Here is a 21,538-nt window from a genome sequence, read left to right on the forward strand (position 1 = left end):
CGAGCAAGGGAGCGCAGCCGATAAGGATGCGATTCCAAGCGAGTGAGCAAATGGCCTATGGTGTAATTGGCAACACAGCGGTTTCTGGTACCGCCATTCTAGGTTCGAGTCCTGGTAGGCCAGCAGTGAAAATGCTTTTAAAGCAGGCTCACTAGTTCTATGCCCCGTTCGTCTAGCGGCCTAGGACGCCGGCCTCTCACGCCGGTAACACGGGTTCGAATCCCGTACGGGGTACAGGTAAAATGATTCCTCCAGCCACCACGGTTGGAGGAATTTTTCATATGCGCCCGCGGCTCAATCGGGACCAAAGTGGGTCTGAACTGGGGGATTTACCGGCGCGAAGTCCCTTACTATCTGCTGATTTGTATTGTGTTTACCCATCGTTTACTGTTTAACGAGTCCGCAGCAAGCAAGTGAGAAAGCAGCACTGCTTTTGATTTGCATGCTACGTGCGAACGAGCCCCGTTCGTCTAGCGGCCTAGGACGCCGGCCTCTCACGCCGGTAACACGGGTTCAAATCCCGTACGGGGTACATATTTTGGCTGCGAGGTTCACCGCTCGCAGCTTTTCTTTTGCCATTTTCTTCTCGCGTCTCCAGGGGGCTAGAGAAGTAGATTAAGTGGCGTTTAAACGGCTCTCTCTGCACCACATGGAGCATCACGTTGTGGGGGTGCGGTGAGCGAGGGAGGCATCGGAAAGCGCCTGCTATGGCCCCAGAGTCCGCCCTTCGCGCTCACTGGCTATGCGAGAGCTGGGGTGGGTTGTGGGCCTCCGTGAGCGCCAAGGGAGGGTGGTGGCTCGACCACTGCAAGAAAGAACGCCCAGCGAGCCTCTCAGGCTGCACTGGGCGTTGTTTGAAGGTGGAAAGCTAAGCCATGACCTTCGTCTTCTTAATCGCCTTCTGGAGGCGCTTGTGGTAGTTATCCATGGCCGGGCGCAAGAACAGGCCGAGGATGAGCGCCGGGATGGCGAAGAGGAGGAGCATGCCGAGCTCGTGGAGGATATCGGCCTCGTAAATGCCGGCGATGGCGCTGCGGAACGCGTCGATGCCGTAGGTAGCCGGCAGCCACGGGCTGACATTTTGGAACCATTCCGGAAGCAGCGGCAGGGGATAGGCGCCGCCGGAACCGGAGACTTGGATAACCAAAAGTAGAACCGCGAGGGCCTTACCCGCGCTATCGAATGTGATAACCAGTGAATATATTATCAACATAAACACCAGTGAGATTATCCACGAGGCAAAGAGCATCATGAATGGGTGCTCGGGCTTGATCTCCACGAAGAAGATCAGGCTGAGGACGACAAGGGTTGCTTGCGCGATGCCGATGAGCCCAAACGTAAGGAAGCGGCCCAAGAAGGCTTGGTTCCTAGTGAAGTGGTCCTTTTTGTCGAGGCCTTCGTTCTTCTTCAAGTATTTGCGCTCAGCGTTGGTGTGCACCAGCACGCAGGCGAGCAGGGCGCCTACCCAAAGCGAAAGCGTGAGGTAGAACGGCGTCATACCAACACCAAAAGCAGCAACATCGTAGATGGGCTGGCGGTCCACGTTGACCGGCGAGGCGATGCGGGAAGCCAGTAGCTCGGGGTCATCGCCAATGAGATTGGCAAGCTGGCTGAGGTCACCGCCGTCGCGGATTTCATCGATTTTTTGGCTGAGCTCGCCAAAGCGGCCCGCCTGCTGTTGCAAGGTACCGGATAGGCTTGCGGTTAGATCGCGCACCCGTACGAGGGCATCATTGTCGTCAGAGACGGTATTGCGGATGCCCGCGATATCGCGCTTGACCGCATCAACATCGCTAGCAACCGTACCTACACTATCTCCCAGAGCCGCTAGCTGTGGCTTCAGATTAGAGTTATAGGAGTTGCGGGCGTTTTCGACGGCCTGCTTGGCGCTGGCAATCGCATCTTGCGTTTGCTGCTTGGAGTCCTGGGAATCCCCGCCACTTTCGATGTTATCGGCTGTAGAAGTCAAAGAATCGTGCAGCGCATTGCTCTGGGCAATGCTGGCATCCAGCTGCCCCATCATAGCCTTATATCCTGCCGCTACAGGGCCCGGAAGGTCGACCTTATCGGCTTCCTTCTGGATGCTGTCTTTGACGCCTTGGAACGCGGCGGTTTGCTGTCCCACGCGGTCTGCGGCAGTGCGGAAGGTCTGGGCGGTTTGCGCGGAGGTGGCGCTGGCGTTGTTCAGCAATTCCTCGATTTGTGAGGATAGTACCTCGTAGCTCTGCGTCGTTGCGGCAAGGGAAGCATCCAATGAACCAGTGGATTCATCCAGCGTGGACTTTAGGATATCGATGGGGGAATCGCCGTTGTCATTGGTCGTGCTGGAGGCTTGGTTTCCCGCCTCATTCAGGATGTTATTGGCCGCCTGGGTGAGCGGAATGGTGGAATCTACCAGGTTGCTCAGCGCCATGACCGTGCCAGAGGCCGCATCGAGGCGCGACTGTACGGTATTGACTCGGTTGTGTACGTTATTGAGCGCTGCCTGGGTATCACCCTCATCAAGGTACTGGTCTAGCGAGGAAATGACGCCTAGGCCCACATTGGATACGACGCGGGTAAATGACTCATCGATCTTCTGGATCACACCGGTAGCACTGCGTTGGGTAATCGTGGTCGACAGCGCGTTCTTCTTCTCGTTGGTGTAGAGGTTGAGCTTGCTCGGCTCGGTTCCTTCCACATAGAAGGTGAGGAGGTTGGAGCTAAAATCCTTGGGCAAGACGATGCCGGCGTAGTACTCACCGGATTTGGTGCCTTCTACGGCATCATCGCTGTTGGTGAGGACCCAGTTGATTTCGTCGTTGCGACTGAGCTGGGATAAAACCTCATCGCCTAAGTTGAGCTTAAGCGAAGCGAGGTCGCTTTGGTGTCCCTCATCCTCACTGGCGACGGCGATTTTGAGCTGTTTGGTGTTGGCAAATGGATCCCAGCTGGCGAGCACGTTAAAAGTGGTAAAAAGCAGCGGGATAATGGCGAGGCCGAAAATGATGACGGCGGTCATTACGTTGCCACGGATGGCCTTAAGGTCATCGCGGAGAATGGTCAGGATATTGTTCATGACTTATCTCCCTTTCCGGATTCTTCGCCGTCGTCGGCGGGCTTATCTGTAGTATCGCCCTGCGATTGTGGGGTAGAAGATATTTCGGGGTGTTTATCTGACTGGACATCTTCTAGCCGATACTGATTGGGGTTTTGGCGTTGATGCTCTAGGTGCTGCTGAATTTCTTCATCGCTGAGATCCGCCAAGCGGTTATCGTGCGCGATGCTTTGTTTAACGTATTCCAGCGAACAAATGACCGCGACCGCAATCAGCGCCACTAGGCATGCAATGCCGAAAAGGATCGCTTTCTGGTCCGGCATGAACCGGGAGCAAATCACGAGCGCGAGCACCAAGGCCACCCCGATGGCAATGGTCAGCTTCATCAGCTGCGAATAATTCTTCCGAGCGGTCATCCACTTGGTATCCAAGCTCTTTTGGTATCCCTCGCGGTCTGCGGAGGCATACAGAAGATCCGTGAAGCGGTAGCGGCTGCCAATCAGGTGGACCTGCTCGTTGATAACGAGCCCGCCCTTGGCCAGCTCGTCATTGACCAGCATGGTGACGTTGGACAGGCTGCGCCTTAAGAGTGTGCCCATGAGGTAGGCAACAACCGCCATTCCGGTCAGCGCGGTGATATCGCGGATGTAATGGGTGCCGTAGAACCCGCCCACCGTCTCGCGCATCGCGTCGATGCCGTAGGTAAAGGGCAAGAAGGGGTGGACGGCGCGGAAGAAGTCCGGCGTCATCTCGATGGGGTACAAGCCCGATGCGCCGGGAATCTGAATGAAGGCAAAGACCACCGCTATGCCGCGGCCCACGTGACCGAATGTCGAGACTAGGCCATAGGTAATGCTGAGGTAGCACAGGCTGATGAATACGGAGGTAAGGACATAAGCGGTGGCGCTGACGTGCTCAACGCCGATGACCAAGTTACCGATGGAAACGATCAGCGCCTGGGCAATGGCGAAAAAGCCGAGCAGCAAGAAGCGCGAGAAGTACGCCTTAGTGATGGTCAGATCCCGGCGGCCCTGTGGGTCAACCTCGGCGCGGAAAATGATTAGGAGCATAAACGCGCCGATCCACAGCGTGAGGTTGATAAACAGCGAGGACATGCCGGAGCCGTAGTGCGTGACGGGGAAGACCGCATGGCTTTCCATCTCTGCAGGCGAGGAGAGGAAGGAAGACACGTGGTCCGTATCAAGACCGTTGACGGACTTCAGCACGGTGTTGTTATTGGCCGTGTTGCTTAAGGCAATAACATCGGTGCGCGCGGAGCGAAGGCCTTCTTCGACGCGATCCAGATCAACCGAGAAGCGCTTTACCACTTCTTGGGCGTGGGTTAGCTGCTCGTCGACGCCCCCGAGAAGCCCGTCCGTTTGCCCAACCAGAGCCTTTTGGCTGTTGAGCGAAGCAGATAGGCGTCCGGCGGTAGCTGAGACATCAGACAGCGCAGAATTGAGCTTAGGCAGGCCGTTGGCCACGTCATCGCGCAGTCCGTGGGAATCATCGCGGGCCTGGGACGCCATGGAATTGAGCAATTCCGAGGTTTTATTCAGCGAATCAAGGGTGGCATTGGTATCGCTATTAAGGGAATCCAGCTCTCCTAACACCGCCCGGTTTTGATTGTTGCGGTCGCGCAGATCAGAGACCGACTGGTTGATCTGCTGGGAGACCTCTGGGGGAAGTGCTGGCAAGGAAGCGACACCGGCTAATTGGTCGATGGCTTTATCCGCCTGGCCGAGGATGCCTTGGGCGCCGTCGGTGGCGGCATCGACGCGGTTGAGAGCGCCGTTTAACCGACCGGTGACAGAACCGATATTGGCATTGGCGTTCGCGGTGCCATCGGCAACCGCAGTCGTGCCTTGGATATAAGCAGCTGTTGCATCGTCGGCGAAGGAAGTTACTTCCTTTTGCACCTCGTCGGTCAAGGAGGTGACCTGGTTTAAGGCCTGCTGCGCGTCATCAATCGTGGTCTGCACGGAGCCTAGCGACGTGCGCGCCTGTGCGATAGTGGGGCGAGCATCGTCGATAGTGGCGTTGACATCCGCCAGGGAATTGCGCGAATTGGCCACGGTATCGGCGGTCTCTGAGAACGAATTCGCGGTATTGCCCGCGGTGCTATTGATCCTATCGCTGAGGTCGCCGCCAGAGTTTCTCAGCTCGGTGGAAACCGATTTCGCGACGTTTTCATTAAAGGTCGCGCTAATCGTGGTTTCGAGGGTAGAAGAACCAGAGTCGGTGACCTTGGGCGAAATGGCATTGATTTTCTCATTGACCTGGTACTCCAAGGTGGGCTGAGAATAAGTGCCTTGGAACAGGCTGACAAAGTCAGAAGAAAAATCTTCTGGCACGATGATGGAGGCAAAAACGTCGCCAGATTTTACGGCGTGTTCAGCTTCGCCGCGGTCCATAAACTGCCAACCGAGCTTGTCATTGTTGTGCAGCTTTTCCATCATTTGCCCGCCGACGTCAATATCGCCGGTGAGATCTGACGAGGCACCCTTGTCCTCGTTCACCACGGCTACCTTGAGGTGTTCGGTATTGCCATAGGGATCCCAAAAACCGGAGACATTGACCCAAGAATATAAGGCAGGGGTAATCATCAAACCGATGAGAATCACCCAGACTTGCGGCGTCCGCCACAGGCGGACGAAGTCTTGGAGAAAAAGCTTCCAACTAGTAATCACTCGAAAGACCGTAGCACCGAAACGGTGTTAACTAATAGTCAAGCGGGCAGATTCCGCGAAATTGACAGCTTGGTTACCTCTTGGCCAGCGTGCTCCGCGAACGACTGCGGCTAAGGTTAATAAAAGGTTAATTCACGCTGGGCTAATACGTAGAAAAGCGCCGCCATAATCCATGCATCAAAGCGGTGGATTATGGCGGCGCTGGGGCGCTGCAGGGCGCTTGCCGGCGAGGCTTAGTGCTCGTCGTAGTGGTCACCGTGAGCGGCGTGGCGGTGACCGTCGTGGATGTAGTCAACGTGGTCGCCGTGCGGGACAGCAACGTGGCCGCAGCCCTCACCGTGGGTGTGGTCGCCGTGGGGTTCAGCCTCAATGTGCTCGTTGGTCTCGCACTCGTCCCAGTGGCCCTCGTGCTCGCGGTGGATGTGGCCATCGTGGACGAAGTCGGTGTGGTCCTTGTGTGGGAAAGCAACGTGGCCGCAGCCTTCGCCGTGGGTGTGCTCGTGTTCAGTGTGGGTAGCGTGAGTCATGATCGTGAATCCTTTCTGCGTCTTGGACTGGGAGTGACCTTCTCGTTTTCACTCTGTTTTCATTAAATCATGTTTTCAGTTCGGTTTCAATAGCGTGCGGGAGATTTTTCGGTGTTTTTCACTAGGCCGCAATTGGGGTGGGCTATGCGGAGGTAAAACACGGCAACGCCCTGGGCCGATGGGCGGCGCAGGGCGATGGTTACGGAGATGGGGACGCTAGAGCGACTCTGAAAGCTCTCGGGCAGCGGAGGTAAGGAGGTGGGCGTACTTCTTAGCGGGCGAGGGGCGGAAGCGCTCAGCGGAGCCTGAGATAGACAGCGCTGCGCGAAAAACGCCAGAAGAATCAAAGACGGGGGCGGAAATGGAAGCTAGCCCAGCTTCGCGTTCCTCGATGGATTCTGCGTAGCCTTGGCGGCGGGCAGCTTCCACCTCGGCAGTGCTGAATTGCGCGGCGTCCAGGGGAAAGTCCACGTAGCCGGCGATGATGCGTGCTGCAGAACCAGAGGTTAGTGGTAGCTGTCGCCCCACCGGAACCACGTTGTGTAGGCCGGATTTGGGCTCGCGAGTGGCAATGCAAGTGCGGGTGGTTCCCGTGAACTCATAGAGCTGAATGGACTCACCGGTGCGGTTGAGGAGTTGATCCATGATGGGGCCTGCGACTTCTAAGATGTGATCGCGGTTGCCGGGGAGTGCTGGACCTGCCTTCCACTTTCCTTCAGGGGTGCGCACGAGGATACGGTGTGCTTCTAACGCGGTGGCTAGTCGGTGCGTCGTTGCCCGAGGTAGTCCCGTGGTTTCACATAACTCATTAAGGGTCGATGGATGGTTTGCGGCGGCCATCATGATGGCCATTGCACGATCTAGTACCTTAATGCCGGAAACTGCGCTATACTCTCCCATATAATGAAATCTACGTCCCAAATTATGAGATTTCAAGTGTGGAGTGATGTTTATGAACCAGCAGCTGACCTTGGCAGAAAAAGTATGGCGTGACCACGTTGTCCAGCAGGGCGACGCGGGCGCACCAGACCTTATCTATATTGACTTTCAACTTTTGCACGAAGTTACCAGTCCGCAGGCCTTCGATGGGCTGCGCCTGCAAGGCCGCACAATGCGGCACCCGGAATTGCACCTGGCAACCGAGGATCACAACGTGCCAACGGAAGGCATTAAATCCGGCAACCTCTTAGAGATTAAAGATGAGATATCGCGCACCCAAGTTTCTACCTTGCGCAAGAACTGCGAAGAATTTGGCGTGCGGTTGCACTCGATGGGTGATGAGCAGCAAGGAATCGTGCACACCGTTGGCCCACAACTGGGCATTACTCAGCCCGGCATGACTATTGTGTGCGGCGATTCGCATACCTCGACCCACGGTGCGTTCGGCTCCATCGCCATGGGCATCGGCACCTCAGAGGTAGAGCACGTCATGGCTACCCAGACGCTATCTTTGAAGCCATTTAAGACGATGGCCGTCGAAGTCACCGGCGAATTGCAGGAAGGCGTCTCCGCAAAGGACCTCATCCTGGCGATCATCGCCAAGATCGGCACCGGTGGCGGCCAAGGCTACATCATCGAATACCGCGGTGAAGCCATCCGCAAGATGTCCATGGAAGCCCGCATGACCATCTGCAATATGTCCATTGAGGCCGGCGCTCGTGCCGGTATGGTTGCGCCCGATGAAACGACGTTTGAGTACGTCAAGGGTCGCGAGTTCGCTCCTAAGGGCGCCGACTGGGATGCCGCGGTGGAGTACTGGAAGACGCTGCCTACTGACGATGGCGCCGAATTCGATCGCGTCGTAGAAATCGACGGAACAGCGTTGACACCATTCGTGACGTGGGGAACGAACCCGGGTCAAGGCCTGCCACTGGGCGAAACCGTACCGGATCCGGAAGACTGTGGCGATGACAATTCCAAGGCCACCGTGAAAAAGGCCTTGGAGTATATGGACCTGCAGCCAGGCACCCCACTGCGCGATATCAAGATCGATACCGTCTTCGTGGGATCGTGCACCAATGCCCGCATCGAGGATCTGCGCGCCGCCGCTGAGGTGGTCAAGGGCCGCACCATCGATGCCAATACGCGGATGATCGTGGTTCCTTCCTCCGCGGTGGTTAAAGCCGATGCGGAAAAGGAAGGCCTCGACCAAATCTTCCAGGAGTTCGGTGCAGAGTGGCGCACGGCGGGATGCTCCATGTGTCTGGGCATGAACCCTGATCAACTGAAACCAGGGGAGCGGTCTGCATCCACGTCCAATCGTAACTTTGAAGGCCGGCAGGGCCCTGGCGGGAGAACCCACCTCGTTTCCCCACAGGTTGCTGCCGCTACCGCCGTCACCGGATACCTGTCCAGCCCGGCTGACCTGAAATAAGCACGCGAGAAAGGTTGAAATAATGGAGAAATTTATCACCCATACCGGCACCGGAGTCCCGCTTCGGGCGTCCAACGTGGATACGGACCAAATCATTCCCGCGCGCTATCTCAAATCGGTCAAGCGTACGGGCTTTGCGGAGGGCCTGTTTTCCAACTGGCGCTCTGATTCCACCTTCGTACTTAACCAAGAGCAGTTCAAGGACGGCTCCGTTCTCTTTGCAGGGCGCGACTTTGGCACCGGTTCCTCTCGCGAGCACGCAGTATGGGCCCTGCGCGAATACGGCTTCAAAGCAGTGTTCTCCTCGCGTTTTGCGGATATCTTCCGTGGCAACTCGGGAAAGTCTGGTCTGCTTACGGGGCTGATGGAACAAGAGGACATCGAGCTTATTTGGAAGCAGTTGGAGGCAGGGGAAACCCAAGTCACGGTCGATCTGGAGGCGCGCACCGTCCAGGTTGGTGAAAACACCTACTCCTTTGATATCGATGACTACACGCGCTGGCGCCTGATGGAAGGCCTCGATGACATCGGCATCACTCTGCGCAATGAAGAAGCGATCACGAGCTTCGAGCACTCCCGCGCCAGCTTTAAACCCGCGGTTCACGCGAACTAATCCAACAGGTGCGCCTTACGCTTTGGCGGGGGCGCACACCACCGTCGCCATGATCCGGGGCACTGGTGGGGTAACGGTCAAATAACAATACTAACTTTGCAAGCGTGCAGCTGGGTTTATCTATTATTCTCTGCGGTATGACTTCGCCTTATTCCGGATCACGCGACCATGATGGCTACAACCACCACTCCCAACAGCCCTACTCAGGTGGGCAACCGGGATATTTTCGTGAGTCGCCCGCCCCAGGCGATACTGATACCGTCAGCATTATTGGCGATAGTTTCCGCTATTTCGGCCGCAATTGGGTACCGTGGCTTTTTGCCCCGCTGGTGCAAATGGTCGTTCTTTTCGTCGCATACCTCATCATTGCCATCGTCTTTGCCGCCGGTGGCGGTTCCCTTTCCATCGAGGCGGCGACCGAGGGAGCAGCCTTGGACGGTTCCCTCGGCGTGCTGGGCGTGGTGTTACTCGCCCTCGCGGTAATAGCCCTGTTAATCGTCTATCTGTGGGCAAATGCAATCTGGTACCAAGCCGCTAATAAGCAGGTCAATGGCCAGGATTTAATATTCGGGGATTTCTTCACGTTCAAAGGCATGGGTGGCATCATGCTGGCCTACCTCGTCACCAGCGTGGTCATCGGCATCGGCTTAGTCCTGCTGGTAATTCCCGGACTTTTCGCCCTGTTCTTCTGGTGGTGGGTCCCTGCCGTCAAGGCAGCGCGCCCTGACCTAGGCCTAGGGGATTGCTTTAAGCTTTCCGCGGAGATCGCAAAGAGGAACATCGGTACCACCTTGCTGGTCGGAATCGCGCTCATCATCCTCTACATGGCGCTGGGCTCAACCGTGGTGGGCGTCGTCGTGTTGCCGGGACTCATGGCCTTGACCCCCACCCTCTTTGTGCGCCGCAACCTCGGCATGCACGGCTAGGGGCAGGGGCTCGTGCGTCCCGGTCTGACTAGCGCACCGGCAGGGGGCTGGGAAGATAATCGGCGCCAGTTAATTCACCGTTATTGAAGGACAAAACCCACACCGAGGCCTTTTTAAACTTCAATTCCTCCTGCGGCTTCTTGAGGAATTGCGGCGCTAAGTCCTCAATGATGCCGGGGATGGTTTGTCCCTGGCTGATAATGACAGGCACCCCGCCGTCGTTTACAACACGACGGAAAGCCTTTTTGGCGGCCGCCGGGTTCTTTTCCCACACCTCGTCGCCAAAGTCCTTATTAATGGCAATGTCTTTACCCAATTCATCGGCAAGCGGCGCGGCGGTTTGCTGGCACCGGTGAGGGCGAGCGGAATAGATCGCGGTGGGGTGGTATGCGGCCAGCATTGGCACGAGCATTTCCGCCTGGCGGCGCCCCTTCTTATCCAAAGGTCGCAGATTGTCATCGCCCTCCCACTTCTTACGGTCATGGGCGTGGGCGTGGCGAACGTACAATACGCGCGTTGTGGGGGCCAGCTGCAGACGCTTTTGTGCCTTGGCGACGACGTCGGTGTCAACGTCGTAAGACAAAAGCTGCTGTGCTTGGTCAATGGGCATCCAACGCAGCTCGTCGGTCTCATCGTTGGGCGTATATGTGCCGTTGAGGTAGAACGCCGCCCAGTAATAGACCACCTTGGTGCGCCCCTGTACAGGGTAGGTAACCTTGCCAATCAACTTGCCAAGGCGCACGTGAAAGCCGGTTTCTTCCTCGATTTCCCGCGCCGCGGTAGTAGGCAGCGATTCGCCTGGGTCCACCTTTCCCTTGGGCAGGGACCAATCGTCATAATGCGGGCGATGGATGAGTGCGATTTCTGGGTTCGCAGGGTCGCTGCGCCAGACGACGGCGCCGGCGGCAAGGGTAGTGCGGGGAAATTCCTTAGCGGGCTCCACCGGAATTTCTTGGTGCCGGCCGGAAATGAATTTTTCGGACTTTTTATCTTTATCGGTCTCGTGCATCTTCTTCGCACTCGGCATAGCTCTTTGTGCCTTCCTTCGGTAAGTGAAAAATTGGAGTTAACCTCATGGTCATTGTTCCACGGGGGAGATCCCTGCCGCATCCTTGCCACGCCCAGAATGATAAATGCCTTAAGGTGGAAATAATAGGAAAACGTTTGGAGGAAGCCATGGTAAATGTAGCGGTGATGGGTGCTGGTTCCTGGGGTACCACCCTGGCCAAAGTATTTGCGGATGCAGGAAATGATGTCACCCTGTGGGCGCGACGGACCGAATTGGCGGACGCGATTAATAGAACGCACATCAACCCGGATTATTTGCCGGATATTCACCTACCTGCGGCACTGCGCGCCACACACGACGAGGCAGAGGCGCTCTCCGGCGCGGATATCGTGGTCTTCGGCGTGCCATCGCAGTCCTTGCGTGCCAACGTGGAGCGGTGGGCGCCCGCACTGCCTGAAGATTCCACCCTGGTCTCCATTTCCAAGGGCGTAGAGACCAGCACGCTAAAGCGCATGAGCGAAGTCATCGTGGATGCGGCGGGCGTGGATCCCCAGCGCGTGGCGGTACTTTCTGGACCCAACTTGGCTAAAGAAGTGGCGCAGGGGCAGGTTGCGGCCACGGTCATCGCCTGCACCGACGAAGAGCGTGCCAAGGCGGTGCAGGCGGCCATCGCAGCGCCCTACTTGCGGCCCTACACAAATACCGATGTCATCGGCGCCGAAATCGGTGGTGCTTGCAAAAACGTCATCGCCTTGGCCTGCGGCATGGCCTCAGGCAAGGGGCTGGGCAATAACACCATGGCGACGATGATTACCCGCGGCTTGGCGGAAATTACGCGCCTTGGCACGGCATTGGGCGCGGAGCCTTTCACCTTTTCCGGCTTGGCAGGTTTGGGCGATTTGGTGGCTACGTGTAACTCTACGCTCTCGCGCAACAGAACCTTCGGTTATCGCCTCGGTCAAGGCGGCAGCCTAGAAGAAGCGAAGGCGGCCACCAATGGCCAGGTGGCAGAAGGTGTGTTTTCTTCGGATTCCATCTTCCGCCTGGCCCAGCAGGCTGGTGTAGAGATGCCCATTACGGAAGCAGTCTACGGAGTGTGCCATCAAGGCATGGCGGTAGACGATATGATTATCGCCCTTATGGGTCGCTCCAAGAAGTCGGAGTAGCAGAAAGGTAAAATCATCGCCTATGACTGAAAAGACCCGCGTGGCCGTCCTTTACGGTGGCCGCAGTACCGAGCACTCCGTGTCCTGCGTATCCGCAGGCGCAATCATGAAGCATCTCGATCCGGAAAAATTCGAGGTGGTGCCCATTGGCATTACGCGCGAGGGTACGTGGACACCCGGTGATACCGAAGGGCTAGAAATCGTCGATGGAGTCATGCCAGAGGTCAAGTACGGCACGGAAATGGCATTGTCTGCCGATCCTTCGCGCAAGGGCGAAATCCGCGCGATTAATGATGGATCGTTGTATGCCCAGGTCGACGTTATTTTCCCCATTCTCCACGGTCCCTATGGTGAAGACGGCACCATGCAGGGGCTTTTTGAGCTCTCCGGTATCCCCTACGTGGGCCCTGGCGTACTGGCGTCCTCGGTGGGAATGGATAAGGAATTTACCAAGAAGATTCTCTCCGCAGCGGGCCTGCCGGTGGCACCAGAGGTCATTGTCCAAGGGCGTACAGAATTAACCGCGGAGGAAAAAGACAGCCTCGGTCTACCGGTTTTCGTCAAACCTGCCCGCGGGGGCTCTTCGATTGGGGTATCCAAGGTGAGCGACTGGGCAGATTTCCCAGAAGCCATTCGCATTGCCTTGGAAGACGATGACAAGATTTTGGTCGAGCCAGAGATCGTCGGCCGCGAGGTAGAGGTCGGCGTCCTGCAATACCCGGATGGCGAGCTTATTGCTTCGGTGCCGGCCCTGCTCAAGGGCATCGATGACTCCGATGAGGGCTTCTACGGATTCGAGACTAAGTACCTAGATAACGTGGTCACGGCCCAGATTCCCGCGCCTTTCCCGGAAGAGCTCTCGGCGCAATTACGCGATATGGCGATTCAGGCCTTTAAGGCGCTCAACTGCGCCGGCCTTTCCCGGGTGGATTTCTTTGTCACCAAAGAAGGCCTGTACATCAATGAGGTCAATACCCTGCCGGGATTTACCCCGATTTCCATGTACCCGCAGGTGCTGGCGGCCTCTGGCGTGGATTATCCCACGCTGCTTGAGGTGCTCATCGCCCGCGCCCAAGCACGCACCGCGTAAGTCAGGGGCTGGCATTACCTTTCTGGAATGTGCTTCGCGGTGATATCGCTTAGGGCCACCAATGCTGCCTGCGCGGAATCCTGCGGGGCATGTAACGCCAGGTAATTCTCGCGGCCTAGCGCAAACCAAGTTCCCGCAGTCGTGCCTTGCGCCAAGGTTGTATCCTCAAACCAGGCAATATCGTTGACCTGTTGGAGCTGCACGCCTGCCTCGTAATTTTCCGGCTGGGCGATGCCACAGCGCGCGACGATGTCCTCGTGCCCCTCAGAGCTCCACACGTAGGTGTCCTTGTCGTCTACATCGCGGCGGTGGTAGCCATCCGCAATCTCATCCGGTAGCGCCTTCTCCACCGCGGCGCAGCGGTCATTTTTGGCCGGTTTCAGATCGCGCAATGGGGCAGGGTGGGTCTCCGCTGGCTTATTCTCCAGGGTAGAAACGGCTTCGTTGAGGTCCTGCGGCTCTTCGTCATTAAAGGTCGTTACCGCCACGACGGGAAAGCGCTGGGTCGAATACCAGGTAGAAAGGTTAGAGCCAGATGTTGCGTCCTTGACCTTGAACCACTGCTCACCATTGATATCTTGCGTGGTGGAGTAATCGGTGTACTGGAAGGGCATGGCAACACCACAGCGCGCCGTTACCTTTTCCTGGGAATTGGCGGCCCAGGCGGCAACGCCGGCGGGAACGGGTTCCGCAACATCGGCGCGCGGTTGACCCATGGCTTCATCGGGAAGCGCATGCACAAAGTCCGTGCACGCCTGCGAGTTGGCCTCGGGGGAATCCACCGGGGAGACCGCCACGGGGGCCTTGGCCGTGTTTGTGAATACGTATTTCGCGCCGAAAAGGACCGCTAGAACCATCACTATGGACAACCCAAGTGAAATGAAGATCGCGGTGCGGTTAAATTGGGATGTCATAGGGGCTCATTTTATCGAAAGGATGCCGGTGAACTTAAGTCAGACTCTCGCGGACGTGGGGGAGCAGGCGGTGATTCGAGAAATCACCGCGGCCGCTCCCAGTAGTTTGAATGGCGATGACGCTGCTGTGCTTTTCGCGGCACCACCTAATTCACGCACGGTGGCCTCTACCGATCTGATGGTAGATGGCCGGCACTTCCTACGGGAATGGTCCACTCCGCGCGAAATTGGCAAAAAGGCCATCCTGCGCAACTTCGCCGATATCGAAGCCATGGGTGCGCGCCCAGTGGCGGCCCTTTTAGCTATCGCTGCACCGAGCGACACGCCGGTGAGTTTTGTCAGGGGCGTGGCCAAGGGCATCGCCGAGCATTGCTCTTTTTACAACGCTGAGCTGGTGGGCGGGGATATTACGAAATCAGACCTACTGGTTATCAATATCACCGCCATTGGCTTTTTGGGCGGCAGCCGGGCAGCTTTGACCCTTGATGCGGCGCGCGCGGGACAGAAGGTCGTGGCCCACGGCGAGATTGGCCACGCCGCGGCGGGCTTGTCCCTACTGCAGCGCTTTGGCCGCGATCTGCCGGCAGAGCATGCGGATTTATACCCGCTTATTGATGCCCAATGTGCCCCGTGGCTCAGCCCCGGCCGCGGCGTTATAGCCCGCGCCGCTGAGGTCACGGCCATGACCGATAATTCCGATGGCCTCATCCAAGACTGTGGAACCATGGCGCAGCGCTCCGGGGTACACATCGATTTGGATGCCGATGCTATCCAGCCCGACCCCCTCCTGCACGCCGCTGCTGCCGTCCTCGATTGCGATCCGTGGCAGTGGGTCCTTGCCGGCGGCGAGGACCATACGCTGATCGGAACCACCACAAAGCAGGCGCCTTCAGGTTTCCGGGAAATCGGCACCGTCTCGCGCGGAAGCGGCGTTACAGTAGATGGCACACGTCCCCGTTATGCAGAAGGGTGGGCAGGATTTTAGATATGCACCCGACCTATCATCCCTCGTGGGAACCGGTTCTCGCGCCGGTGCTGGAGCGCCAGTGGCCACGGATTTCTCAGGCGCTGGAAGGCCAGGATTACCTGCCCCCGGCAGAAGATGTATGCAGGGCATTGCAGATGCCGCTTGACGATGTCCGCGTGCTCATCGTTGGCCAAGACCCCTATCCTACCCCAGGCCACGCAATGGGGATGGCCTTTTCCACCAAGCCTGGGGTCAAACCCCCGCGCTCCTTGGTCAATATTTACCGCGAGCTGTATGACGATGTGGGCGTTCGCGGGCGCGAAGACGGTGATTTGAGCGCCTGGGCCGATCAGGGGGTATTGCTCCTCAACAGGGTGTTGACCGTGGCGCCGGGGCAGGCGGGGTCGCACCGGCGCATCGGCTGGGAAGAGGTGACCGAGGCCGCCATTCGCGCCCTCAACCGTACGCCGATGGTCGCCATTTTATGGGGCCGCGATGCCCAAACCTGCGAGCGCTTCCTCCCCGATGTGCCCTGCATTACCTCCCCGCACCCGTCGCCGCTTTCCGCCAGCCGCGGGTTCTTTGGTTCCCGCCCATTTTCCCGGGCAAACGCCCATTTGCGCGACCAAGGTGCGCGAGAGATAGCGTGGAACTTGTAAACTATTGCGCATGTCATATCCCAGCACGCTGGACGCTCGCGGATTGCGCAATTGGGCGCACCGCGCCGTAGGCGAGCTTTCCCATCGGCGCGCCGAGATTAACGCGCTCAACGTGTTTCCGGTGCCGGATTCAGATACCGGCTCGAATATGGCGCACACCATGGAAGCCGCCGTCGCCGAGGTGGAAAAAGGCGACGGCGACGTTGCGGCCGCGCTAGCCATGGGGGCCGTGCGCGGGGCGCGGGGAAATTCCGGGATGGTGCTTTCGCAGGTCCTGCGCGGGGTTGCAGAGGCCACCGTGGATTCCACCATCGATGGTGCCATCTTTGCAGCTTCGCTTTTGCATGCAGTAGATCTTGTGGACCGCGCGATTGCGGAACCGGTGGAAGGAACGGTTATTACCGTATTGCGGTGTGCCGCAGAAACGGCGGAAAGCACCGCACGGCAACCTGATTCCAGTTTTCACGGCGTCGTAGCGGAGACGATTTCCGCTGCCCGCACAGCTCTAGCGGAAACGCCCTCGCAGCTGCCAGAACTGCGTGCGGCCGGGGTGGTGGATGCAGGCGGTGCCGGCCTGGTCATCCTTTTAGAAACCCTCCTTGCAGAAATCGAGGGCACGACGAGCCACGCACCCGAATCCATGCCGGAGACCGTCACCGAACTTGAGGTGGTCTTCTTTTTTAAAGGCGATAGCGCGGTACTAAAGGAGAAGATTGCTCCCTTGGGAACGAGCTTGGTCATCGCGCAGGCAGGCGACGATAGCGCCTCGATCCACATCCATTCCACCCAGGCCGGTGCGGTCATCGAAACCGCCTTTGCCGAAGGATGGGTCAGTAATTTGCGCCTCGAGGCGCTTCCGGAAACCTCGGCCCCGCGCGAAGCGACTGGCGCCGGTCAAACGCGCACCGTCTATGCCGCGGTGCCCGCCGGCCCCATGGCTGAGCTTGTGCAGTCCGCTGGGGTTACGGTGGTCGAACCAGGAGAAACCATCCACGCGGCTGGCGAGGACATCGTTTTATCCAGCGGGCTAGAAGAACACACAACTGCAGCGCATACCGTGGACATTTCTTCGCTTGCGGCGGGGCTTGCCGCCATCTCCGTCTATGAGCCGGATAATGCGGATACCGCCGCGGTAGTAGAATCCATGCGCGATGCGGCGCAGTCGATGCGGGTGGCGCACCCAGCGGAAGAATCTGAAGAAGCCATCGCTAAGATGTGCCGCCAGCTGCTTGCCGCAGGCGGGGAGCAGGTCACGGTCATTAGCCCGCTTACTATCTCGCAGGAAGAATTGGCGGCAGAGCTTGGCGTCGATGTGGTGGCCTTGCAGGTGCCGGATATTCCCACTGAGATTGGGGTGGAATAGCGATGCTTGGCTGGCAGGATGACCGACCTTTGACTGATGTACTGGATAAAAAAGACGCCACGAAGATCACCAAAGCGCTGGGATATAAGACCTGCGGGGAACTCTTAGCGCACTATCCGCGCGATTACATTCGCCATAATCAGGACGTGGGGCTTGGCGATGCCGCCGAGGGCGATATCGTAACCGTCACCGGAACCGTAACGGGAATAACGACCCGCGATACGGGCAAGACGACCATCATCAACGTCCAACTCGATGGCCATATCATCGCCACGTTTTTTAATGCCATGTACGTCTTGCGCATGCTCCATCGCGGGCAGCGGGTGATGATGAGTGGAAAATTGAAATATTTTCGCCAGCAGCCCCAGCTACAACAACCGGATTTCGTAGAAATCGATGCCTTCGGGCGCCCAGACGGGGAACTAGCCGCCTACCAGGTGCCTGCGGCGGGAAAGAAGAAGCCCCAAAAGGCAACTGGGTCCCTGCGCAACCTGTCCCAATTCGGCCGACTCGATAAATTATTGCTCGAGCGGGAATGGATCCCGGTATATCCCGCCACGGCAAAGATCACCTCGTGGTACCTCATGGGGGCCATCCACTACGTGCTCGCGCATACCCCAACCATCCGGGAACCATTAGACCAGCAGATGATTATCAGCCTGGACCAAGCGGTGCGCGAAATCCATGAGCCCGGCGCGGCTGGCCCGCAGCGAGCGATCCAGCGCCTCAAGTACAACGAGGCGCTCTCCATTGGCCTGGTCATGGCGCTGCGCCAGCGCGATGCGCACGCGCGAACGGCGCCGACGATGCCCGCCATTTTGGGCGGCTTCCGCGAAGAGTTATTGACCCACCTACCCTTTGAGCTCACACGGGGCCAGCGACGGGTCATCACTGAGATCGATGATGACCTGTCTGGTTCCTTACCCATGATGCGCTTGTTGCAGGGCGAGGTGGGCTCGGGGAAAACGATGGTCGCCACCTGCGCCATGCTGCAGGCCGTCGATGCTGGGAGCCAGGCGGCGCTGCTTGCTCCAACCGAGGTTTTGGCTTCCCAGCACGCGGCCTCTATTGGTACGTCGGTGCCAGAAGGTGTCAAGGTTGTGCTCTTAACCGGCTCCATGCGGACCGCCGAGAAGCGCCAAGCCCTCCTGGATATCGTCTCGGGTGAGGCGAATATCGTCATCGGCACGCATGCCATCATTCAAGAATCGGTCGAGTTCTTCGATTTGGGGTTGGTGATCGTGGATGAGCAGCACCGCTTTGGCGTAGAGCAACGCGATAGCCTGCGCTCTAAGACGCGCGAGGGGATAAGCCCCCACGTTTTGGTCATGACGGCAACCCCCATCCCGCGCACCATCGCCATGACGATTTTCGGTGATCTCGCGGTATCGACGCTCGCTGAGCTGCCCGGCGGGAGAAAGCCGATTCAATCCGCAGTAGTGGCGGAGTGGCGGCCCATATGGGTGGCGCGGGCGCTCGAGCGTATCCGCGAGGAAGTGGCGCATGGCCACCAGGCCTATATCGTCTGCCCGCGCATCGAAGGCGAGGGCGGCGTGCTTGAACTGGCGGAACAGCTTGCTGCTGGCCCGTTTAAGGGGCTGAGGGTAGATATCTTGCACGGCAAGATACCGAATAAGGATGAGGTCATGACCTCATTTGCCCGGGGCGAGATCGATATCTTGGTATCCACCACGGTCATCGAGGTGGGGGTCGATGTTTCCAACGCCACGGTCATGCTCATCCGCGAGGCGGAGAATTTCGGAGTCTCCCAGCTACACCAATTGCGCGGGCGCGTAGGCCGCGGTGGCAACGCGTCCATTTGCCTGATGCATACGAAAGCGGAGGATAACTCGGCCTCGTATCGGCGCATTACCCAGATCGCCCAGACCTCGTCTGGGTTTGATCTTGCGGAATTAGACCTTAGGCAACGCCACGAGGGCGATATTCTGGGTGCGGTGCAATCTGGTACGCACCGGACGCTGCGGTTGCTCAACCTGGCCGATGACCAAGATATTGTTGAGCGCACTCACGCGGATGCGTATGCCATGGTCCAGCGCAATCCGCAGCTGGCCGAAGAGCTGACGCGGAATTTGAGCAAAAGCGAGCAGGAATACTTGGAGAAAAACTAAGAGGGGATAGGCTATAGGTATGAAAATCTACGCCCCCTTCGCGGGCATCGTTCGCTGCCATGTCGATGTAGGCGAGAAGATCAGCACTGGTCAAGAGCTAGCTACCGTTGAGGCGACGAAGCTGGAATCGCCCGTCGTGTCCCCAGGCCCGGGGATGATTACTCGCATAGCGGTGGCAGATTTTAGCGATGTTGTTGGCGGAGACTTAATTATGGAGATTGGAGAAGCGTAAATGACGCGGATTATCGCAGGCGAAGCGCGGGGGCGGACTATTAAAGTTCCGGCAGAGGGAACGCGCCCGACCGCCGATCGCGCGAGGGAAGGCCTGTTTTCCTCGTTGAATGCCCGCTGGGGGTTCCCGGGTTCCAAGGTGCTTGACCTATTCGCTGGATCCGGCGCCTTGGGGTTGGAAGCATTAAGCCGTGGGGCAGACGAGGCAGTGCTGGTGGAATCCAACCCTGCGGCGGTATCCATCATCAAGCACAACATAGGCGTGGTGAAACATCCTGGTGCCCGCGTGGAGGAGAGGAAGGTATCTACGTACCTGGCCAGCGCCCCGCGCGGCTACTTCGATCTGGTTTTAGCGGATCCGCCTTATGCGTTTGACGATGTCGCAGGGCTTATCGCCGCAATAGAGCCAGTGCTTACAGATAGCGCGATGGTGGTCATTGAACGCCACGTCGAGTCGCCCGAGACCGAATGGCCAGAAGGGTTTGTGCCGACGGGGCAGAAATTAAAGAAGCGTACCTTCGGCATCGCGCGCATGGATATGGCAGTCTATACCCGTCCCGGTACCGACGATGCCGATGACACCTTAGATAACTAGAGAAAGCGATATTTTATGACCACAGCCGTGTGTCCTGGGTCTTTTGATCCCATCACTCTTGGCCACGTGAATATTTTTGAGCGCGCCAGCCAGATGTTTGATGAGGTTACGGTGCTTGTAACTGGCAACCCAGAAAAGCCTTCCGGGTTATTTAGTGTGGACGAGCGCATGGATCTCATCCGCCAGAGCGTGGATTCGCGCATTAACGTGGACTATTGGTCCGGCTTGCTCGTGGACTATACCTCGCAGCACGGCGTAGACGTTTTGGTCAAGGGACTGCGTTCTTCCCTGGACTATGAATACGAGCTGCCGATGGCGCAGATGAACCGGCGCTTGTCTGGCATCGATACGGTCTTTTTGCTTACCGATGAAAAGTACGGCTACATCAGCTCTTCCCTGTGCAAGCAGGTCGCGCAATTTGGCGGCGAGGTCACCGGCATGCTTCCTGATCCGGTAGTACAAGCGGTGAAGGAAAAATACCGCCGATGATATTGGCGCTGATTATTTTTGCCGTCGTTGTCGCGGGATCCACCCTGCAACGCGTCTCCGGCATGGGGCTTGGCCTTATTGGCGGCCCCATTCTCATGCTGGTCATGGGCCCGGTAGAAGGCATCCTCGTGATCAATGTCTTGGCGGCGGTCAATGCGCTGCTCACCACGGTTACTGTCCGCCGCAATGTGAGCTGGAGAATGTTTGGACTCATCGCGCCAGTGATGATTATCGGTTCTCTGGCGGCCGCAGCGTTGATTAGCAAGATCGATACCGCAGGGCTATTGATAGTGGTGGGTGCAGCATTGCTCATCGCCTTGGCGGTGGTGACCTACGGCGCTAGGTTCGTCCCACCGATGGAAGGCAAGGGCCCAGCCATTTCCGCGGGCATCCTTGGCGGATTCACCAATACCTTGGCCGGAGTGGCCGGCCCGGTCATTACCGTTTACGCACAAGCGGCCAAATGGCCCCAAGCCATGTATACGGCGACCCTGCAACCGATCTTTGTGGTGGGCGGGCTCTTTTCCGTTATCACCAAGACCGCGCTCGGTGCCGCGACATTCGATGGCCTGCCCTGGGTTATTTGGCCCGCAGGCATTGCCGGCATGTTCATCGGCATCTGGCTGGGCTCGCGCATCGCGCATGTAGTCTCCAGGGATATTGCGCGCGCATTGTCGCTATCGGTAGCTAGCCTCGGCGCTCTCAGTGCGCTGATTCGCGGCGTCGTCACCTACGGTGCCTAGGGCGCGGCTGACACCG

The 21,538-nt window shown here is 58.0% G+C and carries 19 protein-coding genes and 3 tRNA genes; 16 read left to right on the forward strand and 6 right to left on the reverse strand.

All coding sequences use genetic code 11. The features are described 5' to 3' along the window. Positions 1-51: 51 nt before the first annotated feature. The 3 genes from QP908_RS02360 to QP908_RS02370 all read left to right on the forward strand — a co-directional run bounded on the left by QP908_RS02360 (position 52) and on the right by QP908_RS02370 (position 532). Positions 52-123: transfer RNA gene (locus QP908_RS02360), tRNA-Gln, on the forward strand. A 38-nt stretch (positions 124-161) separates the two neighbouring features. Continuing rightward, positions 162-234 (forward strand) — tRNA-Glu (locus tag QP908_RS02365). Between the two features lie 225 nt (positions 235-459). Continuing rightward, positions 460-532: transfer RNA gene (locus QP908_RS02370), tRNA-Glu, on the forward strand. Between the two features lie 336 nt (positions 533-868). On the opposite strand, the gene QP908_RS02375 is transcribed toward QP908_RS02370, so the two are convergent. The 4 genes from QP908_RS02375 to QP908_RS02390 all read right to left on the reverse strand — a co-directional run bounded on the left by QP908_RS02375 (position 869) and on the right by QP908_RS02390 (position 7,154). Then, positions 869-3,058 carry a YhgE/Pip domain-containing protein gene (locus QP908_RS02375; protein ID WP_284771555.1) on the reverse strand — a complete coding sequence of 730 codons (2,190 nt, stop codon included), beginning with the start codon at positions 3,056-3,058 and terminating at the stop codon, positions 869-871. Beyond that, positions 3,055-5,727 (reverse strand): YhgE/Pip domain-containing protein, encoded by a 2,673-nt coding sequence (locus QP908_RS02380; RefSeq protein ID WP_284771556.1) that lies wholly within the window; start codon positions 5,725-5,727, stop codon positions 3,055-3,057. The genes QP908_RS02375 and QP908_RS02380 overlap by 4 nt, the downstream gene beginning before the upstream one ends. A 233-nt stretch (positions 5,728-5,960) precedes the next feature. Then, positions 5,961-6,254, reverse strand: coding sequence for a hypothetical protein (locus tag QP908_RS02385; RefSeq protein ID WP_023026465.1), 294 nt, complete (start codon positions 6,252-6,254; stop codon positions 5,961-5,963). 216 nt (positions 6,255-6,470) lie between these two features. Further along, positions 6,471-7,154, reverse strand: a complete 684-nt coding sequence (locus QP908_RS02390; protein WP_284771557.1) for an IclR family transcriptional regulator — start codon at positions 7,152-7,154, stop codon at positions 6,471-6,473. 52 nt (positions 7,155-7,206) lie between these two features. Here QP908_RS02390 and leuC point away from each other — a divergent pair, with 52 nt between their 5' ends. The 3 genes from leuC to QP908_RS02405 all read left to right on the forward strand — a co-directional run bounded on the left by leuC (position 7,207) and on the right by QP908_RS02405 (position 10,167). Further along, positions 7,207-8,628, forward strand: coding sequence for a 3-isopropylmalate dehydratase large subunit (leuC, locus tag QP908_RS02395; RefSeq protein ID WP_284771558.1), 1,422 nt, complete (start codon positions 7,207-7,209; stop codon positions 8,626-8,628). A gap of 22 nt (positions 8,629-8,650) precedes the next feature. After that, entirely contained in the window at positions 8,651-9,241 is a 591-nt protein-coding gene (gene leuD / locus QP908_RS02400) for a 3-isopropylmalate dehydratase small subunit (protein WP_284771559.1), read from the forward strand. Between the two features lie 137 nt (positions 9,242-9,378). Continuing rightward, positions 9,379-10,167, forward strand: coding sequence for a hypothetical protein (locus QP908_RS02405; protein ID WP_284771560.1), 789 nt, complete (start codon positions 9,379-9,381; stop codon positions 10,165-10,167). Between the two features lie 28 nt (positions 10,168-10,195). Here QP908_RS02405 and QP908_RS02410 read toward each other — a convergent pair whose 3' ends face one another. Further along, positions 10,196-11,194, reverse strand: coding sequence for an NUDIX hydrolase (locus tag QP908_RS02410; protein ID WP_284771561.1), 999 nt, complete (start codon positions 11,192-11,194; stop codon positions 10,196-10,198). A gap of 149 nt (positions 11,195-11,343) precedes the next feature. Between QP908_RS02410 and QP908_RS02415 the strand changes: the two genes are divergently transcribed. Together QP908_RS02415 and QP908_RS02420 are read left to right on the forward strand one after the other, a co-directional pair. After that, positions 11,344-12,342: an NAD(P)H-dependent glycerol-3-phosphate dehydrogenase gene (locus tag QP908_RS02415; protein ID WP_284771562.1), complete on the forward strand. Its 999-nt coding sequence runs from the start codon at positions 11,344-11,346 to the stop codon at positions 12,340-12,342. Between the two features lie 22 nt (positions 12,343-12,364). After that, positions 12,365-13,432 (forward strand): D-alanine--D-alanine ligase family protein, encoded by a 1,068-nt coding sequence (locus QP908_RS02420; protein WP_284771563.1) that lies wholly within the window; start codon positions 12,365-12,367, stop codon positions 13,430-13,432. Between the two features lie 14 nt (positions 13,433-13,446). Here QP908_RS02420 and QP908_RS02425 read toward each other — a convergent pair whose 3' ends face one another. Further along, complete coding sequence (locus QP908_RS02425) at positions 13,447-14,346, reverse strand: DUF3515 domain-containing protein (RefSeq protein WP_284771564.1); 900 nt, start codon at positions 14,344-14,346, stop codon at positions 13,447-13,449. Here QP908_RS02425 and QP908_RS02430 point away from each other — a divergent pair. From QP908_RS02430 to QP908_RS02465, 8 genes are read left to right on the forward strand one after another with little or no spacing between them, the layout of a single operon-like run. Continuing rightward, a complete protein-coding gene (locus tag QP908_RS02430) occupies positions 14,294-15,331 on the forward strand; it encodes a thiamine-phosphate kinase (RefSeq protein ID WP_284771565.1) in 1,038 nt (345 codons plus the stop codon). The genes QP908_RS02425 and QP908_RS02430 overlap by 53 nt on opposite strands. 2 nt (positions 15,332-15,333) lie before the next feature. Next, the gene (locus QP908_RS02435) at positions 15,334-15,972 is read left to right on the forward strand and encodes a uracil-DNA glycosylase (RefSeq protein WP_284771566.1); all 639 of its coding nucleotides are present in this window, start codon (positions 15,334-15,336) and stop codon (positions 15,970-15,972) included. 10 nt (positions 15,973-15,982) lie between these two features. Continuing rightward, positions 15,983-17,335, forward strand: a complete 1,353-nt coding sequence (locus QP908_RS02440; RefSeq protein ID WP_284771567.1) for a DAK2 domain-containing protein — start codon at positions 15,983-15,985, stop codon at positions 17,333-17,335. 2 nt (positions 17,336-17,337) lie between these two features. Beyond that, positions 17,338-19,464 carry an ATP-dependent DNA helicase RecG gene (locus QP908_RS02445; protein ID WP_284771568.1) on the forward strand — a complete coding sequence of 709 codons (2,127 nt, stop codon included), beginning with the start codon at positions 17,338-17,340 and terminating at the stop codon, positions 19,462-19,464. 19 nt (positions 19,465-19,483) lie between these two features. After that, positions 19,484-19,696: a biotin/lipoyl-containing protein gene (locus QP908_RS02450; protein WP_284771569.1), complete on the forward strand. Its 213-nt coding sequence runs from the start codon at positions 19,484-19,486 to the stop codon at positions 19,694-19,696. Further along, entirely contained in the window at positions 19,697-20,290 is a 594-nt protein-coding gene (gene rsmD / locus QP908_RS02455) for a 16S rRNA (guanine(966)-N(2))-methyltransferase RsmD (RefSeq protein WP_284771570.1), read from the forward strand. A gap of 15 nt (positions 20,291-20,305) precedes the next feature. Then, positions 20,306-20,779, forward strand: coding sequence for a pantetheine-phosphate adenylyltransferase (coaD, locus tag QP908_RS02460; protein WP_284771571.1), 474 nt, complete (start codon positions 20,306-20,308; stop codon positions 20,777-20,779). Next, positions 20,776-21,522, forward strand: a complete 747-nt coding sequence (locus tag QP908_RS02465) for a sulfite exporter TauE/SafE family protein (RefSeq protein WP_284771572.1) — start codon at positions 20,776-20,778, stop codon at positions 21,520-21,522. Before coaD ends, QP908_RS02465 begins: the two co-directional genes overlap by 4 nt. Positions 21,523-21,538: the final 16 nt, after the last annotated feature.

The organism is Corynebacterium sp. MSK204 (genome assembly GCF_030229885.1).
Lineage (GTDB): Bacteria > Actinomycetota > Actinomycetes > Mycobacteriales > Mycobacteriaceae > Corynebacterium.

Excerpts from the sequence above, each read along its gene's own strand:
- QP908_RS02415 (WP_284771562.1), top strand. The coding sequence starts at position 11,344 with ATGGTAAATGTAGCGGTGATGGGTGCTGGTTCCTGGGGTACCACCCTG.
- QP908_RS02445 (WP_284771568.1), top strand. The coding sequence starts at position 17,338 with ATGCTTGGCTGGCAGGATGACCGACCTTTGACTGATGTACTGGATAAA.
- QP908_RS02420 (WP_284771563.1), top strand. The coding sequence starts at position 12,365 with ATGACTGAAAAGACCCGCGTGGCCGTCCTTTACGGTGGCCGCAGTACC.
- QP908_RS02465 (WP_284771572.1), top strand. The coding sequence starts at position 20,776 with ATGATATTGGCGCTGATTATTTTTGCCGTCGTTGTCGCGGGATCCACC.
- leuD (WP_284771559.1), top strand. The coding sequence starts at position 8,651 with ATGGAGAAATTTATCACCCATACCGGCACCGGAGTCCCGCTTCGGGCG.
- QP908_RS02405 (WP_284771560.1), top strand. The coding sequence starts at position 9,379 with ATGACTTCGCCTTATTCCGGATCACGCGACCATGATGGCTACAACCAC.
- rsmD (WP_284771570.1), top strand. The coding sequence starts at position 19,697 with ATGACGCGGATTATCGCAGGCGAAGCGCGGGGGCGGACTATTAAAGTT.
- QP908_RS02435 (WP_284771566.1), top strand. The coding sequence starts at position 15,334 with ATGCACCCGACCTATCATCCCTCGTGGGAACCGGTTCTCGCGCCGGTG.
- QP908_RS02430 (WP_284771565.1), top strand. The coding sequence starts at position 14,294 with ATGGACAACCCAAGTGAAATGAAGATCGCGGTGCGGTTAAATTGGGAT.
- coaD (WP_284771571.1), top strand. The coding sequence starts at position 20,306 with ATGACCACAGCCGTGTGTCCTGGGTCTTTTGATCCCATCACTCTTGGC.
- leuC (WP_284771558.1), top strand. The coding sequence starts at position 7,207 with ATGAACCAGCAGCTGACCTTGGCAGAAAAAGTATGGCGTGACCACGTT.
- QP908_RS02410 (WP_284771561.1), bottom strand. The coding sequence starts at position 11,194 with ATGCCGAGTGCGAAGAAGATGCACGAGACCGATAAAGATAAAAAGTCC.
- QP908_RS02425 (WP_284771564.1), bottom strand. The coding sequence starts at position 14,346 with ATGACATCCCAATTTAACCGCACCGCGATCTTCATTTCACTTGGGTTG.
- QP908_RS02390 (WP_284771557.1), bottom strand. The coding sequence starts at position 7,154 with ATGGGAGAGTATAGCGCAGTTTCCGGCATTAAGGTACTAGATCGTGCA.
- QP908_RS02450 (WP_284771569.1), top strand. The coding sequence starts at position 19,484 with ATGAAAATCTACGCCCCCTTCGCGGGCATCGTTCGCTGCCATGTCGAT.
- QP908_RS02385 (WP_023026465.1), bottom strand. The coding sequence starts at position 6,254 with ATGACTCACGCTACCCACACTGAACACGAGCACACCCACGGCGAAGGC.
- QP908_RS02375 (WP_284771555.1), bottom strand. The coding sequence starts at position 3,058 with ATGAACAATATCCTGACCATTCTCCGCGATGACCTTAAGGCCATCCGT.
- QP908_RS02440 (WP_284771567.1), top strand. The coding sequence starts at position 15,983 with ATGTCATATCCCAGCACGCTGGACGCTCGCGGATTGCGCAATTGGGCG.